Below are 15,532 nucleotides of genomic sequence, written 5' to 3' on the forward strand. Positions count from 1 at the left end.
TCCAGATTAAGTGACATTATTTATTCATTCGATTCTCTATCAAAGAATCTACCACACTTGGATCGGCAAGCGTAGAGGTGTCACCAAGGTTTTCGTACTCATTAGCGGCAATTTTACGCAGAATACGACGCATAATTTTACCGGAGCGGGTTTTTGGTAAGCCTGTAGTCCAGTGAATTAAGTCTGGAGTTGCAATTGGGCTAAGTTCAGAGCGAACCCAGTTACGAACTTCTTTAGTCAGCTCATCAGTAACTTCAACACCTTCAACCGGCGTGACATAAACGTAGATGCCCTGACCTTTTAAGTCGTGCGGATATCCGACAACAGCTGCTTCGGCTACCGCTTTATGCGAAACCAGAGCACTTTCAATTTCAGCGGTACCCAGGCGATGGCCGGAAACGTTCAGTACATCGTCCATACGACCGGTTATCCAGTAATAGCCATCGGCATCGCGGCGTGCGCCGTCGCCACTAAAGTACATACCTTTAAAGGTAGAGAAGTAGGTTTGCTCAAAGCGCTCATGGTCACCCCATAATGTGCGCATTTGACCCGGCCAGGAGTCTTTAATAACCAACCCGCCTTCGGCTTCACCTTCCTGAATGTTGCCTTCGCTATCAACCAGCGCGGGCTGAATACCGAAGAAAGGACGAGTTGCAGAACCCGGCTTCAAATCCGTGGCGCCCGGCAGCGGAGTAATCAAAATACCGCCGTTCTCGGTCTGCCACCAAGTATCCATAATTGGGCACTTACCGTTACCAATAGCGCGGTGATACCACTCCCAGGCTTCAGGGTTAATCGGCTCGCCCACGCTGCCCAAAATACGCAAGCTTTCGCGGGTTGAGGTTTTGGCCGCTTCGTCGCCTTTAGCCATTAACGCGCGAATAGCGGTTGGCGCCGTATAAAGAATATTCACTTTGTGTTTATCGACAATTTCGCCAATACGACCAACACCGGGATAAGTAGGCACACCTTCAAACATCAGGGTCGTTGCGCCGTTTGCTAATGGTCCGTAAACAATATAAGAATGGCCTGTAATCCAGCCAACGTCCGCTGCACACCAATAGACTTCGTCTTCATGATAATCAAAAACATACTCGTGGGTCATGGATGCGTACACCATATAACCACCGGTGGTGTGCACAACCCCTTTAGGTTTTCCGGTTGAACCCGAGGTATAAAGAATGAATAGCGGATCTTCGGCATTCATCACTTCTGCCTGACACTCGTCGCTGACGTTGCCAACCAGCTCGTGCCACCAAACATCACGACCCTCAGTCCAGTCAACATCACCCTCTGTTACACGGCACACAATGCTGTGCTCCAGCGTTGGACAAGCATCGTCAGCAATGGCTTTATCAACATTAGCTTTCAAACCAATGGTGCCGCCACCACGACGACCTTCATCAGCGGTAATAATGGCTTTTGCCTGACAGTCGTTAATACGGTCAGCAATGGCGTTCGGAGAAAAGCCACCGAAGATAACCGAGTGAACCGCACCAATGCGCGCACAAGCCAACATGGCATAAGCCGCTTCCGGCACCATTGGCATGTAAATAGCAACGCGGTCACCTTTGCTTATACCTAGTTTTTTCAGGCCATTAGCAAAACGGGATACCTCTTTATGTAGCTCGCGGTAGGTGATGTGTTTGTCTACACTAGGGTCGTCGCCTTCCCAGATAATCGCGGTTTTATCGGCTTTATCAGCAAGGTGACGGTCGACACAGTTGTAACAGGCGTTTAGAGTGCCGTCTTCGTACCACTTAACACTGACTTTACCCGGTTCGAAACTGGTATTTTTAACTTTGGTGTAAGGTGTGAACCAAGTAATTCGCTGTCCGTGTTCACTCCAGAAACCTTCAGGATCGTCTACTGACTGTTGGTAAAGTTTCTTATAACCGTCATTATCGATTTTGGCTTTAGCTTTGATATGTTCAGGAACTGAATACAGTTGCGACATTACCTCTTCCTCCTTATTCGCAAGATGGTATCTGTTGTACGTTTTAAAGGGCTTAAACACTATTAGACCATAGTCTAGATTGATAAAAATTGACCAGTTAACGAGAATTAACAGCGTTTATCTTTGGCATAACAATAAAATGCACGATCAAAACGAACACTTGGCTTACAGGGGAGAACACCATGGCTAAAGCAAGTATCGCAAAGAAATTCACCGTATCAGCAGCAAGCGCTGCCGTACTCGGTGTTATGAGCTTAGGAGCTCAGGCAAACGAAACTGACATCGATTTTGGTGGTTTTGTTAAACTGGACATGATGGTATCGGACTACACCGATGGTCAGGCACCTTCAAGCGGCAGTATCGCTCGGCAACAGTATATTCCAAGCCTCACCCCTGTGGGTGGTGAAGGCGACGACATGGTCACCGATTTTCACGCACGTCAGTCGCGTTTTTTCCTTACCACCGACACTGAGTTAGATAATGGTGAAACGCTGACCGGCCATATCGAAATGGATTTTATGTTGACCCCTGACGGTGACCAACGTATTTCAAACTCTTATAATCCGCGTCTACGTCACGCATTTTTAAAATATGGGAAATGGACTTTTGGTCAAACCTGGTCTAACTTTCAGGACCTAAACATTCTGGCTGAATCCGTCGACTTTATCGGCATCACCGATGGCATTATCTTCAACCGCCAGGCACAAATTCGTTACACCTCCGGTGGCTTTAGCGCCTCAATTGAAAACCCTGAAACAACCGTAACACCGGTTGGTGGCGGTCGTATTATTTCCAGTGACGGTTTTGCACCGGACGTAACCTTTAAATATACCGGTAAAACTGACAACTTAACCTGGCAGGCTTCCGCACTTTTACGCCAATTAACGTACGATGTCAGTCAAACTGGCGATGATGAAACCACCTTTGGTTACGGTGTCAGCTTTGGCGCTAAATACACCTTCGGCATGGATGATATCCGCGCATCAGTTACCACAGGTTCAGGTTTAGGTCGTTATTTAGGTCTAAACACCTGGAATGGTGCTTATATTGACAGCAATGGTGAGTTAGAAGCCATTGACTCAACCGGTGTATCCTTTGCTTATCGCCACTTCTGGTCAGAGAAATTACGTTCTAACGTGGTTTACTCGCGTGGCTGGGCAGATAACGATGAAGAGTTATTAGCATCTGTCAACCCAGCGACTTACACTGAATACACGCAACGTCTGGCATTTAACCTGATGTATTCACCAGCGTCTAACCTGACTTTTGGTGCTGAAATTTCACAAGCGAACCGTGAAACTGAAGCCAATGTCGACGGTGACTTAAACCGTTTACAGCTGATGGCTATGTATAAGTTTTAATCAATAAAATAAATACGGGCGCACAAAGAAATGTATTTTATTTTGTGCGCCTGCTGTTTTCAGCAGACTAGCAGTTCATAACCTAATTTCTGCATAACGTTGGCCTCGGACTCAAGTTGCATAGTAAGCACTGAATCCTCTTTAGCAGAGCCTTTCAGCTGCAGTTTCAACGCCCCGTCTTCAATAACAGCCTTATCCAATGAGCTCGAGTTTTGTCTATCGCTGTTTAAAATAACGCCCAGACGCATAATTATCAGCATTTTAATAAGCTGATTCTGGCTAAACAAAATCAAGTCAGGAAATTCTGCGGTTTGTATTTTTTTACGAAAGTACCGGACAATGGTCGATAGAAAACGCTGCTCTTCGGCATTAAACCCTGGCATATAAGCGTGAGCTAAAATATAACCAGAATGCTTTTGTACACCACTGGCACTAATACTAAGTCCCACCTCGTGTAACTTAGCTGCCCCCTCTAATAACACTTCCAAATCTTGTCCGGTGAGTCCCCAGTTTTCAGCTACGCTCCCCCAAATTTGCTGAACCGTAGATAACACCCGCTGAGCTTGAGCTGAATCAACCGAGTAGCGTTGCGCTAAACTGTTAATAGTGCGCTCACGTACGTCCTGGTGCAGCAAGACTTCACCTGCCAGTTCATACAACACGCCCTCTCTTAACGCGGAGTCGTGAGGAACCAGACGTTCGATTCCCAGTTCTTCGAAAATACCCAACAGCACCGCAACACCACCGGCAATAGATTCTCTGCGCTCGGGCGAAACCCATTCTTTATTCAGTTTTTTTAACGACTCAGCAGCAATAAGGTCTGTTCGGCACCCCTGAAGCTGGGAATAAGTTATGCCCAAAGGTTGTTCACCATCGCGTTTCACAATCCACTGATAAATAGCCTTAATGGTTCCCGACGTACCGAAAACACTTTCTACCTGGTGCTCCGCCAAATAGTTAGCTATTGGCTCAACATGCTGACGAGCGGATACAACCGCCTTATCAAAGCGTTTGGGGGTAATTTTCCCTGATGAAAAAAACTCTTTTGAAAAAGCCAGGCTTCCAATACTGCGGGAGCTTAAGAACTTCGGTTGGCGATTTTTTCCAATAGCGAATTCAGTACTGCCCCCGCCAATATCAATAACCAGCTGAGAACCGGTAGATTCGGAACTGGTTTCCGCTACGCCACGAAAAATTAACCGGGCTTCTTCCCTGCCTGAAATGATTTCGATAGGGAAAGGTAACACTTTGGCGGCTTCAGCCAGAAATCGCTTACGATTCTTAGCTTTTCGCAAGGTGTGTGTAGCCACAACTTTCACGGTATCGCGATGGAAACCTTCCAGCCGAACAGCGCATTGCCGGAGTGCTTCAACACCACGGTAAAGCGCAGCATCACTCAGGTGCCGGTTAGAGAGGCCTTCTCCCAGCTGTACGGGTTGCTTGAATTTGAAAATAGGCTGAAGCTGACCTTCCACTAAACGCGCAATAATTAAATGAAAGCTATTGGAGCCAATATCCAAAGCAGCAAATTGCTTCGGGTCATTATTAGAGGTCTTTTTGTTGGCTTTCATAATCTCTCTTACGTCGCTTAAGATATCGGTGAATAGCGACTTGTGAAGGCACCAGCGAACGGCCTTTAGGAGGAGCCAGTCGATCCGACTCAAAACAGTATTTGTTCCGTTGTTCCGCATCAATAAAGCGTGACTTGGCTTTATCCTGCCACTGCAAGTTCATAATTTTCAAAATATCAGTTTTCACCTCATCATCATAGATGGGTGCGGCAACTTCCACACGATGATCTAAGTTACGTGTCATTAAGTCGGCCGAAGCAATAAAGACTTCTTTCTTGCCGGCGTGCTCAAAAACGTACACCCGGGCATGCTCCAGATAGCGGTCAACAATACTACGAATTTCAATGTTCTCGCTGAGATTTTCGATTCCAGGGCGCAAAGAACACATGCCTCGCACTATGCCTCTAATTTTAACACCGGCGCGCGACGCTCTATAAAGTTGCACAATCAGGCTTTCGTCTTCTAAGTTATTCACTTTAAAAAACAATTCGGCAGGTTTACCGGCTTTGGCCTGGTCTATCTCGAACTCGATAAGATCATTTATTCTCTGGCGCATGTTGACCGGCGCCACCATTAAATGACGAAACTTATGTGCCCGGTAAGGTTGCTCAAGGTAATGAAATACCGATTCAACATCGGTACAAACATCCGGCTGACAGGTAAATAAACTAAAGTCAGTATAAATTTGTGCCGTTCCCTCATGAAAGTTACCGGTTCCAATTACCGCGTACCGTCGGTCGAGGCTACCCTCACTGCGATGAACTAGCACCAGCTTTGAGTGCACTTTAAGCCCGTGAATGCCAAAACTGACACGAACACCTGAGTCGGTTAATTCTTTAGCCCATTCAATGTTTGCTTCTTCATCGAACCGAGCCTGAAGCTCAACCATAACAGTCACATGCTTACCGTTTTGTACCGCGTCCATCAACGAGCGAACCACCCGAGAGTTAGGCGCCACACGATAAATACACATTGAGATTCGGGTAACTTTAGGATCGTAAGCGGCCTGCCGGACAAACTCCGTAAAATGCGAAAACCTATGATACGGGTAATACAAGGCAATATCGCTTTTCTGAATGGCATCAAACACATTATCAAAATGCGAAAATTTTGGATGAAACAGTGCAGGCAGAGCTTTGTGCGTCAGTGATTTTTTGCCCAAATGCGGAAATTTAACGAAATCTCGTGTGTTACGATAACGGCCGCCAGCGACAAAGGAATCAAACTGGGTTAACTGCAGCTTTTCACTCAAAAAAGAGAGCATATCTTCAGGCATTGCGCGATCATAGACCAAACGCACAGGATCAGCCTTTACTCTTTGCTTTAAGCCTTCTTCCATACGTTCAAGCAAGCTTTGTTCAATATCATCTGAAGGACGGTATTCGGCGTCTCTGGTGGTCTTAAATGAAAAAGCCCGCAGCTGCTTAAACGGAATAATTCCCTTAAACAGTACTTCTAAATTCAGTTGCAGAATGTCATCTAAAAACAAAAGCTTGTGCTTTTTACTGCGCCCCTTAGCAGGCAACTTAATAAAGCGATCCATTTGATCAGATGGCACTTCCAGCAGCGCATACTGTTTGCCGTCAGCGTTAATAATTTCAACACAAAGATAGGTTTCATCTTCGCGGATAATATTAGAAAGGTTCCCTTTACCATTAACCCATATAGGCACAATAAAACGCTGTACTTTTTCCGTGAAAAAACGCTTCAGCCTTTGCTTTTCTTCCTCGTTCAGCTGGTCAATGCTTAGTAGTGAAATACCATTTTTTCTTAAGGTTTCTAAGACTTCTTCCAGTACTTCATCAAAGCGTTTTTGCAGCAACACAACTTTTTTTTGCAACTGTGCCATCAACTGCTCATATTGTTCACGCTCTTCTGTCCCCTGGCTAAAGAAAATACGGCGCTTTACGTCAGCCACGCGCACCTGAAAAAACTCATCCATATTACTGGAAAAAATTCCGAGAAAGCGAATTCGTTCAATTGCCGGAACCGTGCTGTCAGCAGCTTCTTGCAACACTCGTTCGTTAAAGGAAAGCCAGCTTAGTTCTTTATTAAAAAATTTCATAGCGTAGACATGGCAACAGATACATCATGCCACTAGCCTAGCGTACTCGGACTGTATTTTTATGACAGTAATATGACAGTCGCGTTATAAAACGCGACTGTCGGAGGGAACTTACAAAGAGGGATTATTTAACGACTTTTATTAGCTGCTTGCCAATATCAGTATTGTCCATATAGCCACCGAAGTTCTCGCTATACGGGCCGTCGGCGAAGACAGGAACATCAACGCCGGTGTGTCCGCTGGTTGTCCAGCCAGTGCCGGTAATATCGCCCGTTATATAGACCAATGCCTGATGCAGAGCCTCCTGCTGCTCTTCACCTTCTTTTTCAGCAGCAATAGCAAGTTCATCAAGATACTCCTGAGTCAGCTCAAAGTTAACTTTGTCAGCTACATACTCCGCCCAGCTATCCGTATCCATGGTCAGCATTTCCTTACTCATGGACGCAATAGAGCTTTTAATTTTCATAACACGGTCAGAATGCCAGGCATACTCGCCGTCACGCCCTAGTGTCAGACCGCCAGTTGAGTGATCAGCCGTCATAACAATTAAGGTATTGGGGTTGTTTTCGCGGTATTCACTCACCACTTTCAAGGCGCGGTTTAGCCCGTCCATTTCGTGTACGGCACAAGCAATGTCGTTAGCATGACCACACCAGTCAATTTCGCTGCCTTCAATCATTAAAGCAAACGGCTGCTGCTTTTTATCCAATAAGCGCAAAGCGGTACGTGTCATATTGGCCAACGCATCAACATCGCCATCAATAGCAAACGGCAGACCTTTTTCTGCAAAAAGCCCCATTACAGGCGTAGAGTCAACCGAGTTTAGCTTTTGCATATCGGTTACTACCTGCATGCCATGCTCTGGCAATACATCCAGCCAGTTTTTGTCGTCACGGTTAAAATAGCTTTGTCCGCCACCTAGCATGACGTCAAAAGACGGCTTACCTTCAACCACCTGAGTCGCAATTTTGTCGGCTATTTGATTATATTCGTAGCGCGACGGGTGATGAGTGAAAAACGATGCCGGTGTTGCATGATTAACTTGTGATGTCGATACCGAACCCGTTGACCAGCCATTTTCACGAGCCAGTTCCATGATACTCTGCAGCGGATATTTATCTGAATCGACCGCAATAGCGCCATTGTAACTTTTAACGCCTGTAGCCAGAGCGGTTGCACCCGCAGCTGAGTCAGTAACCCAGGTATTATCATCAGGATAGGTTGTTGCGGCGCCTTTCAGCATGGCATCAAACTCAGTTTCAGCAATCGTTTTGCTGTCTAAATCAGACATGGCATAACGGTACGCGCTAATATATTCAAATCCCATACCGTCACCAATAATATAAATAATATTGGGTTTCTGTTCTTCTGCCTGCACCATTGTAGATGCCAACGCCAGTCCAATACCGGCTGCCAGTGCTTTGAGTTTCATACCACGACTCCTTTGTGAATAACCTAGTCAGTATAACAAAGCGCGAATGTCAGGAATATGACAATAGCCGCAGAATCATTGCCGTTTAGCGGTAATATTACCGTCAGCCAGACGAACTTCTATTGATTCACCCACAGTCACTTGCTTCTCGCTACGAACCACATCACCCTTTTCTGTACGGACAATAGCGTAGCCCCTTTCCAGAGTATTCAAAGGACTGACAAGGTTCAGAGCCTGCATCAACTGTTGCTGCTGAGTTCGCTTGTCTTTTAAAACTCGTTGCATAACCTGCGGTAATCGTTGCTGCTGCGTCTGAAGTTTTTGCTGCAAACGCTGTAACTCTTTTTGCGGATGCATTGCCTGCAGGCGCCCATGTAAATATGACACTTGCTGCTTCTGCCGCGCCAGCCGGTTCTGCAAAGCCCGGTTAGCTCGGGCTTGCAGTTCATCGGCTAATTGCGACTGTTGTTGCAATTGTCGTTGCGGGTGCTGCTGTTGCAGCCGGGTTTGTAAAAATTGCCAACGTTGCTGTAAACGCTGCAGCAATCTTTGCTGCGCCAGCCCTAAGCGCTGTTGCAGTGCCTGCGCTTTTTGCTGTTGTTGTTGTTGATCTCTGGTAACTAACTCAGCGGCTGCGGAAGGTGTAGGAGCGCGGACATCGGCAACAAAGTCGGCAATAGTGAAATCAATCTCATGACCTACAGCGCTAATGGTTGGCATGGGCGCGGTTGCCAAAAGACGCGCAAAAGTCTCATCGTTAAAACACCACAAGTCTTCCAGAGAGCCACCGCCACGGCTGACTAACAGTACATCCACTTCATTACGTTCAAATGCCGTTTTTAGCATAGCCTGCAACTGCGGAACCGCTGCCTCTCCCTGTACCGCGCTCGGATAAATAATCACTTCGACGCCGGGGTCGCGGCGTTTCATCACCGCCAGAATGTCTTTGATAGCAGCGCCGGTGGGTGAGGTCAGCACGCCGACTTTGCGAATATGGTCGGGTAGTAAGCGCTTGCGTTCTGCCGCAAATAACCCTTCGGCTGACAATTTCTCTTTTAGCTGTTCATAACGCTGCTGTAAAAGCCCCTGACCAGCGTCTTCAACCTGCTCAATAATCAGTTGGTAGTCGCCCCGCGGTTCATAAACCGTGACTTTGGCTCTTACCAGTACCTGCATACCATTTTGCGGCCGAACCTTTGCACGCTGATTCGCATTGCGGAACATAGCGCAGCGAACCTGAGCCCGCTCGTCTTTTAAAGTGAAATACCAGTGTCCTGAACCCGGCGCTGCAAAATTTGAGATTTCTCCAACCAGGCTTATTTGACCAAAGCCTTGCTCTAACAGTTGTCGAATCTCAGTATTTAACTGTCTGACCGAATACACCATGGGCATCACTCTTATTTTGAAATGAAAGATAAATCATACCATATTCCGCTCGCACTCAAATACGCCCAGCCAATTTGGACGTCTAAATGTCTTGACGTCCTGATATCTATTTATTACAGTCAAAACCTCACTCAGAATATTGAGGTTAACTATGGTTCAGCCAGTTGCCCGCAGTTTTTATGCAAACACTCCGTTCGCACGTCTTAAAGGTTATCGCTATGGCGATCCTGATAAACCGGTCGTTGTTGTTCAGGGCGGGATCAGTGCCAGTGGCCAAATCTGGAAAGCTGATGAAAGTGGCTGGTGGCAGTCGCTGCATCCGCTCTTTTCAGAGCTGACTGATGTGCAAGTCATCAGCTTCGATTACCCCGGCGGCATAGGAGGATCAGAGTGTCCGTCGGTGCCTTTAACGGTGCAGCAACACAGTGAAGCCATACGACACGCACTTAAACAGGAAACCGACAACTTACAGGCATGGATCGGGGGGTCTTTCGGTGGCGTTCTGGGACTTCAGTATGCCGCTGACCACCCAACTGAGTTGCCACGTTTAAGTGCTATTGGCGCCGCTCATAAGCCGTCAGTACATTCAGCGTTACTGCGCTACTTTCAGCAAGCGCTCATTCAACGATGCGATGATAAACAGTCAGGCATTATTCTGGCGCGGGCGCTGGCCATGCTGAGTTATCGCACCGCGGAAGAATTCGAACAACGTTTTAATCATGCGGACGATGCCTTTGAATACTTACTGTATCAGGGCGAAAAACTCTTGAAGCAAAACGGCAATGGCTGCCGCAGCTTATTTACGCACCTTACGCCAATACTCAATGATTACAGTATTAATCCAACCCGCGTGCAGGCAAAAGTGCAGCTAGTCGACTTTAACAACGACGCTATTGCCCCGCCCAGCCTGGTGAATGAACTGGAAAGCTTACTTCCCAACCCATTTGGCCGGGTCACTATTGAAACGCCGTTCGGCCACGACGGGTTTATCAAGAATGTTGAACAGTACCAATCGGCTTTAACGCATTTTTTAACTGAATCTGAACTGGAGTCCGTATGAAAGACGAAACATTGGCCATCCACCACGGCTATGAAACTGACCCAACGACTAAGTCAGTAGCTACTCCCATTTACCAAACCGTTTCCTACGAGTTTGATAACGCACAGCATGGCGCTGACCTGTTTGACCTGGCAGTTGAAGGGAATATTTATACCCGCATTATGAACCCGACCAACGATGTTCTGGAAAAACGTGTCGCAGAACTTGAACATGGTGTCGCCGCACTTGCCGTAGCCTCAGGCATGGCAGCCATTGAGTACGCATTAATTACGCTTGCCCGTCAGGGCGATAACATAGTGACGACACCACAACTCTACGGCGGAACCTACACACTATTCCAGCATATGTTGCCTTCATTTGGCATTGAAGTCCGTTTTGCCGAATCGGATAAAGCGGAAGACATAGGCAAACTTATAGACGGTAAAACTAAAGCCGTATTCTGTGAAAGTATTGGCAACCCGGCGGGAAACATCGCCGATTTAGAAGGCTATGCTGAGGTCGCTCACCAGCATGGAGTTCCACTGGTCGTGGACAACACGGTTGCTACACCGATACTTTGCAAACCCATTGATTTTGGCGCTGACATTGTGGTGCATTCACTAACCAAATACATTGGGGGTCATGGCAATTCAGTTGGCGGATTAATAGTCGATAGCGGAGGGTTTGACTGGGTTAAACAAAAACAACGCTTTCCTCAGTTTAGCTCACCGGAGCCAGCTTATCACGGCGTAGTCTATACCGACGCTTTTGGTCCGGCGGCTTTCATAGCCCGCGTTCGTACTGTCGCTTTGCGTAATACCGGTGCTTGCTTGTCACCCTTTAACGCCTTCCTGTTACTGCAGGGTTTGGAGACTTTACCTTTGCGTATTGAGCGCCACTGCGAAAACGCGCTGAAAGTGGCTGAATACTTACAGTCGCACCCAAGCGTAGACTGGGTAAACTTTGCAGCGCTGCCAGAGCACACTAACTACGAGCGAGCGAAAAAGTATATTAAAAATGGGGTTCCTGCGTCGCTGTTAACTTTTGGCGTTAAAGGCGGCTACGATGCTGGCGTTGAGTTTTACGATAAGCTGAAACTGTTTAAACGCCTGGTCAACATTGGTGACGCAAAGTCACTGGCCTGCCACCCGGCCTCCACAACTCACCGGCAGTTGTCTGCTGGCGAACAGGCCGCGGTTGGCGTAAAACCAGAAGCTATTCGTTTATGTGTTGGCATTGAAAATGCGGAAGATATTATTGCCGATATCTCTCAGGCACTCGCTTGAGCACCCACAAAAAAGGCCACTGTTGAAGTGGCCTTTTGTCAGAACAACAATACGTTAGTCGTCTTTTTTCAGGTGAACGTCCATTTGGGGAAAGGGAATACCAATGCCCTCCTCATCCAGACGGTCTTTAATTCGCTCTAGTAAATCCCAGCGGGTCGGCCAGTAGTCCTCATTTTTCGTCCACGGGCGAACATTAAAGTCGACCGACGAATCGCCAAGGTTGGTCACCGTAACAACAGGTTCAGGATCTTTTAATACCCGCTCATCGCTGGTAATCACATCCATCAGTGCTTTCTTCGTCTGCTGTAGATTCGCACTGTAACTTACACCAATAACCAGGTCGATACGGCGCAATTCTTCTCGGTTATAGTTAACAATAGGGCCACCGATAATTTCAGAGTTAGGCACAAAAACCACCTTACGGTCAGGGGTTTTCATAATGGTCTGAAAGATATTAATTTGCTCAACGGTTCCTGAAACACCACCAGCATCAACATATTCACCCGCACGAATTGGACGGAACATAATAAGCAGAACGCCCGATGCGATATTAGACAGGGAGCCCTGCAACGCCAGACCAATTGCCAGACCTGCGGCACCTAGTATGGCAATGAAGGAAGTAGTTTCAACGCCCACATGCGACAGTGCCATCATGATAGCGGCAATGAATATCACCGTTTTTAAAATTGCACCGACAAAGCTGATAACAGCACCGTCGACCTGACGCTTTTTCATGCCTTTGGTCATTACACCTGTCACGGTGTTAGCGACGATTTTACCGACAATTAGTATCGCAATAGCGATGACAAATTTAATCGAGAAACCTATCAGCATGTCCTGATTATCATTAATCCACTGGACGATGTTATCCATACAAATTATTCCTTATTCCGCAGAGACTTTAATTAGTGACTTATTATTACAGTAATCATAAACGTTTATGCCCGCAAGTGGGATCACAAGCGAAATGAGTAACGTCCGCGCGAATCCGGCGTTCCCATGTATTCCATCATTTTAGCCAGCCCTTCAGGTGTTTCCAGATTCGGCTTCACTGTGCCTTCAGCATTGAAACTCTGGCTGTTAATGCTGCCCTGAAAGTCTAACCCTAAACTGTTATTACCATTCATGGCTAAGCCCACCGAGTTATCGTCGTTACAGCTAAGTTCTACCGGAAAATCTCCCAGCGACTGCCATTGATTATTAACCAACACCCGAATCTGCTCGCCCCGGGCCTGACCTTTCAACTCGTCGCACCAACGTACCGGGCCGGGCGCAGTAACGACAAAACTGTCTAAGGACAAACGCCAGTTACCTCCGGTTTTTAAAGGCAAGCGGGTGTTTGCCAACTGCAGCAGAGCATTAACATCACCACTGGCTGTTATATTTTTGGCTCCAACTTTGGTGGACCCTGCCAGTAAGCGTCCATTCAGCGCAAACGGGTTACTTTTGGCAGGCAAGTTAACATCCATGACCAACTCTCCCAGAAATACAGAAGACACCTGCCAGTTCCAGCTAAGATTATTCAGTACGATATCGTCAACTGCGACCTGCCCGGCAACGCCATTCCATAAGCTTCCGCTGACCTGAGAGAGCCTGATGTTATCCGGTAAAGGAAACCAGTAAATAACCCTTGCCGGTAACATCACCAGCATGGCAACCAGATACACGACCACTAACCAGGGTATCCAGCGTTTTAAGTTCATGAAGCCTCACTTACTAATAGTTTACGTAAACGCACCTGTCCGGGCGTATTTAATTTCGCAATATCAACAGCTTTTAGTGATAACCCCTGGCGTTGCTCCAGTTCGGCTAAAAAGCTTAATAAATCAGAAAAAGCCACCTCATCAACACTTAACAGATACTCCTGCCCCTGAGGCTGCAAACGCGCGATTTGAATATCCTGCGCAGCTGCAGCACGGTTGATACGTTGACTGACAGAGCCTGATGCACTTTGTTGTTCAGAGCTGCTCTCTTCCAGTTTTTTATAGCGCGCTATTGCCTGCTGAACCCATTGGTATTGCTGCTGTTGAGCTGCAAGCTGACGCTCTGCATTGGCTACTGCCTGGGAGCTGGGCTGCCAAATGACAAAGTACAGAAAAGCAATAAACAGTACTCCTGCCAAAACAGCTAACAAGCTCTGCTCGCGCTGGTTAAACTGTTGCCAGCGTTGCTTGCCTAAGTCCAGATAAGGCATTAACTGACGAGTAATTCTGTTCATGACTGCGCTCCCTGACCATCAAGCTGCACGGTTAAAGAACCCGAAACTTGTTCACCACGGTTACTCATTGAACCCGCTTCAACAGTTAGCCCTTCGGCTTTCGCCGCCTGTTGGAAAGCCTCAAATTGAGAAAAGCTACTGGCAGTTGCCTGTAAGCGCAACTCGTTGTTCTGAAAGCGCAGTAACTCAAGCTGCAGTTCAGGCTGCGACTTAAACGCCGGAGCCAGTTGCTGCAAAACCGCAAGCACTGAAGCTTCATCCGCACTGCCTAGTCCAAGGCTTTCCAATTGTCGTTGCAACTGTACTTTTAAATTCACAATACGAGTCTGACCCGGAAAGGCATCACGATAAAGTTGCTCAGCCTGAGCTTTTAAAGCGCCCCGCTGAGACTCCAGTTGCCAATAGCGTACGCCGTTTAACAACACGGCCAAAACAAAGAGTACACTCGCAGCAGTAGCCAGCCCCTTCCAGGGTAAATCAACTGAACGTTTTGCCCGTTGTGAGCGATAAGCCCCCTGCCTTAAGTTAATACGATTTCCTGTCGCGATACTTTGCACCGCGATAGTAAAAGGCACTTCAATATCAGCAGGGATTAAAGGTGCTGGCGATTGCGGCCAGTTTAGCGCGCCATAGTGAATAATTTCTGTTGGACTGTTCTGTTCAGCAGCAAAAGCTGGTGCTAACTGAGCAAACTGCTCTTTTTCTATGGTAAAGCCCTGCCACTCACCAGTTCTGACAATAACACTGTCGGCAAGCTCAATGGCCTGCCAGGTATCGTTCTGATGCGGCAACAAGAAGCAGTCGGGTACCCAGAAAGCAGAATCAATGCCGGCTTCGGTTAATACCTGCAGCCAATAATTCATTCGTTCTTTGGCGACTACAGCAACTGGCAATTCTGTGTTTTTTAGATCCGGCCAGGCAAAGTGCAGTTGCTCAATGTCTGTCGCCAGCTCTTCTTCCAGAGCATAAGGAATAATGCGCTGCAGATGCCTTTTTGTGCCTGCGGGCAAAGTCACTCTTGTCATCGAAACATCTTGCCCGGGCAAGGCCACAATGACTTCGCAACGGTTGGCCTTATCTTTTAACTGAACAAGCTCTGCTACCGAACTCAGCTCTCCACTGGCTATTAACTCTTGCTGCCCTTTATGCCAGACCAACCAGGGTATGGGTTCTTCGGTACCATAAGCCGGTAACCGCAGAATCAGTGTTTCATGCAT

At 47.3% G+C, this 15,532-nt stretch carries 12 protein-coding genes; 3 read left to right on the plus strand and 9 right to left on the minus strand.

Annotated features, from left to right (window positions below):
* Positions 1–16 precede the first annotated feature (16 nt).
* Positions 17–1,957, minus strand: a complete 1,941-nt coding sequence (acs, locus tag IL_RS10315) for an acetate--CoA ligase (protein WP_011235235.1) — start codon at positions 1,955–1,957, stop codon at positions 17–19.
* A gap of 182 nt (positions 1,958–2,139) precedes the next feature.
* On the opposite strand from acs, the gene IL_RS10320 reads away from it, so the two are divergent.
* The gene (locus tag IL_RS10320; RefSeq protein ID WP_011235236.1) at positions 2,140–3,318 is read left to right on the plus strand and encodes a DcaP family trimeric outer membrane transporter; all 1,179 of its coding nucleotides are present in this window, start codon (positions 2,140–2,142) and stop codon (positions 3,316–3,318) included.
* Between the two features lie 59 nt (positions 3,319–3,377).
* Here IL_RS10320 and IL_RS10325 read toward each other — a convergent pair whose 3' ends face one another.
* The 4 genes from IL_RS10325 to xseA form a co-directional block, all read right to left on the minus strand.
* Complete coding sequence (locus tag IL_RS10325; RefSeq protein ID WP_011235237.1) at positions 3,378–4,889, minus strand: exopolyphosphatase; 1,512 nt, start codon at positions 4,887–4,889, stop codon at positions 3,378–3,380.
* Positions 4,864–6,954, minus strand: a complete 2,091-nt coding sequence (gene ppk1, locus IL_RS10330) for a polyphosphate kinase 1 (RefSeq protein ID WP_011235238.1) — start codon at positions 6,952–6,954, stop codon at positions 4,864–4,866. Before ppk1 ends, IL_RS10325 begins: the two co-directional genes overlap by 26 nt.
* A gap of 124 nt (positions 6,955–7,078) precedes the next feature.
* Positions 7,079–8,386 (minus strand): alkaline phosphatase, encoded by a 1,308-nt coding sequence (locus IL_RS10335; RefSeq protein ID WP_011235239.1) that lies wholly within the window; start codon positions 8,384–8,386, stop codon positions 7,079–7,081.
* 75 nt (positions 8,387–8,461) lie between these two features.
* A complete protein-coding gene (gene xseA, locus IL_RS10340) occupies positions 8,462–9,772 on the minus strand; it encodes an exodeoxyribonuclease VII large subunit (protein WP_011235240.1) in 1,311 nt (436 codons plus the stop codon).
* 151 nt (positions 9,773–9,923) lie between these two features.
* Between xseA and IL_RS10345 the strand changes: the two genes are divergently transcribed.
* Both IL_RS10345 and IL_RS10350 read left to right on the plus strand, forming a co-directional pair.
* On the plus strand, positions 9,924–10,832 hold the full coding sequence (locus IL_RS10345; RefSeq protein ID WP_011235241.1) for an alpha/beta fold hydrolase: 909 nt from the start codon (positions 9,924–9,926) through the stop codon (positions 10,830–10,832).
* Entirely contained in the window at positions 10,829–12,097 is a 1,269-nt protein-coding gene (locus tag IL_RS10350) for an O-acetylhomoserine aminocarboxypropyltransferase/cysteine synthase family protein (protein WP_011235242.1), read from the plus strand. Before IL_RS10345 ends, IL_RS10350 begins: the two co-directional genes overlap by 4 nt.
* A gap of 54 nt (positions 12,098–12,151) precedes the next feature.
* Here IL_RS10350 and IL_RS10355 read toward each other — a convergent pair whose 3' ends face one another.
* The 4 genes from IL_RS10355 to gspL form a co-directional block, all read right to left on the minus strand.
* The gene (locus IL_RS10355; RefSeq protein WP_011235243.1) at positions 12,152–12,970 is read right to left on the minus strand and encodes a mechanosensitive ion channel domain-containing protein; all 819 of its coding nucleotides are present in this window, start codon (positions 12,968–12,970) and stop codon (positions 12,152–12,154) included.
* Positions 12,971–13,053: 83 nt separating this feature from the next.
* Entirely contained in the window at positions 13,054–13,800 is a 747-nt protein-coding gene (locus IL_RS10360) for a type II secretion system protein N (protein WP_011235244.1), read from the minus strand.
* Positions 13,797–14,315 (minus strand): type II secretion system protein M, encoded by a 519-nt coding sequence (locus IL_RS10365; protein ID WP_011235245.1) that lies wholly within the window; start codon positions 14,313–14,315, stop codon positions 13,797–13,799. Before IL_RS10365 ends, IL_RS10360 begins: the two co-directional genes overlap by 4 nt.
* Positions 14,312–15,532 (minus strand): type II secretion system protein GspL, encoded by a 1,221-nt coding sequence (gene gspL, locus IL_RS10370; RefSeq protein ID WP_011235246.1) that lies wholly within the window; start codon positions 15,530–15,532, stop codon positions 14,312–14,314. Before gspL ends, IL_RS10365 begins: the two co-directional genes overlap by 4 nt.

This window comes from Idiomarina loihiensis L2TR (assembly GCF_000008465.1).
Classification (GTDB): Bacteria; Pseudomonadota; Gammaproteobacteria; order Enterobacterales; family Alteromonadaceae; genus Idiomarina; species Idiomarina loihiensis.

Excerpts from the sequence above, each read along its gene's own strand:
- IL_RS10355 (WP_011235243.1), bottom strand. The coding sequence starts at position 12,970 with ATGGATAACATCGTCCAGTGGATTAATGATAATCAGGACATGCTGATA.
- gspL (WP_011235246.1), bottom strand. The coding sequence starts at position 15,532 with ATGCATGAAACACTGATTCTGCGGTTACCGGCTTATGGTACCGAAGAA.
- IL_RS10335 (WP_011235239.1), bottom strand. The coding sequence starts at position 8,386 with ATGAAACTCAAAGCACTGGCAGCCGGTATTGGACTGGCGTTGGCATCT.
- acs (WP_011235235.1), bottom strand. The coding sequence starts at position 1,957 with ATGTCGCAACTGTATTCAGTTCCTGAACATATCAAAGCTAAAGCCAAA.
- IL_RS10320 (WP_011235236.1), top strand. The coding sequence starts at position 2,140 with ATGGCTAAAGCAAGTATCGCAAAGAAATTCACCGTATCAGCAGCAAGC.
- IL_RS10350 (WP_011235242.1), top strand. The coding sequence starts at position 10,829 with ATGAAAGACGAAACATTGGCCATCCACCACGGCTATGAAACTGACCCA.
- IL_RS10365 (WP_011235245.1), bottom strand. The coding sequence starts at position 14,315 with ATGAACAGAATTACTCGTCAGTTAATGCCTTATCTGGACTTAGGCAAG.
- ppk1 (WP_011235238.1), bottom strand. The coding sequence starts at position 6,954 with ATGAAATTTTTTAATAAAGAACTAAGCTGGCTTTCCTTTAACGAACGA.
- IL_RS10360 (WP_011235244.1), bottom strand. The coding sequence starts at position 13,800 with ATGAACTTAAAACGCTGGATACCCTGGTTAGTGGTCGTGTATCTGGTT.
- IL_RS10325 (WP_011235237.1), bottom strand. The coding sequence starts at position 4,889 with ATGAAAGCCAACAAAAAGACCTCTAATAATGACCCGAAGCAATTTGCT.
- IL_RS10345 (WP_011235241.1), top strand. The coding sequence starts at position 9,924 with ATGGTTCAGCCAGTTGCCCGCAGTTTTTATGCAAACACTCCGTTCGCA.
- xseA (WP_011235240.1), bottom strand. The coding sequence starts at position 9,772 with ATGGTGTATTCGGTCAGACAGTTAAATACTGAGATTCGACAACTGTTA.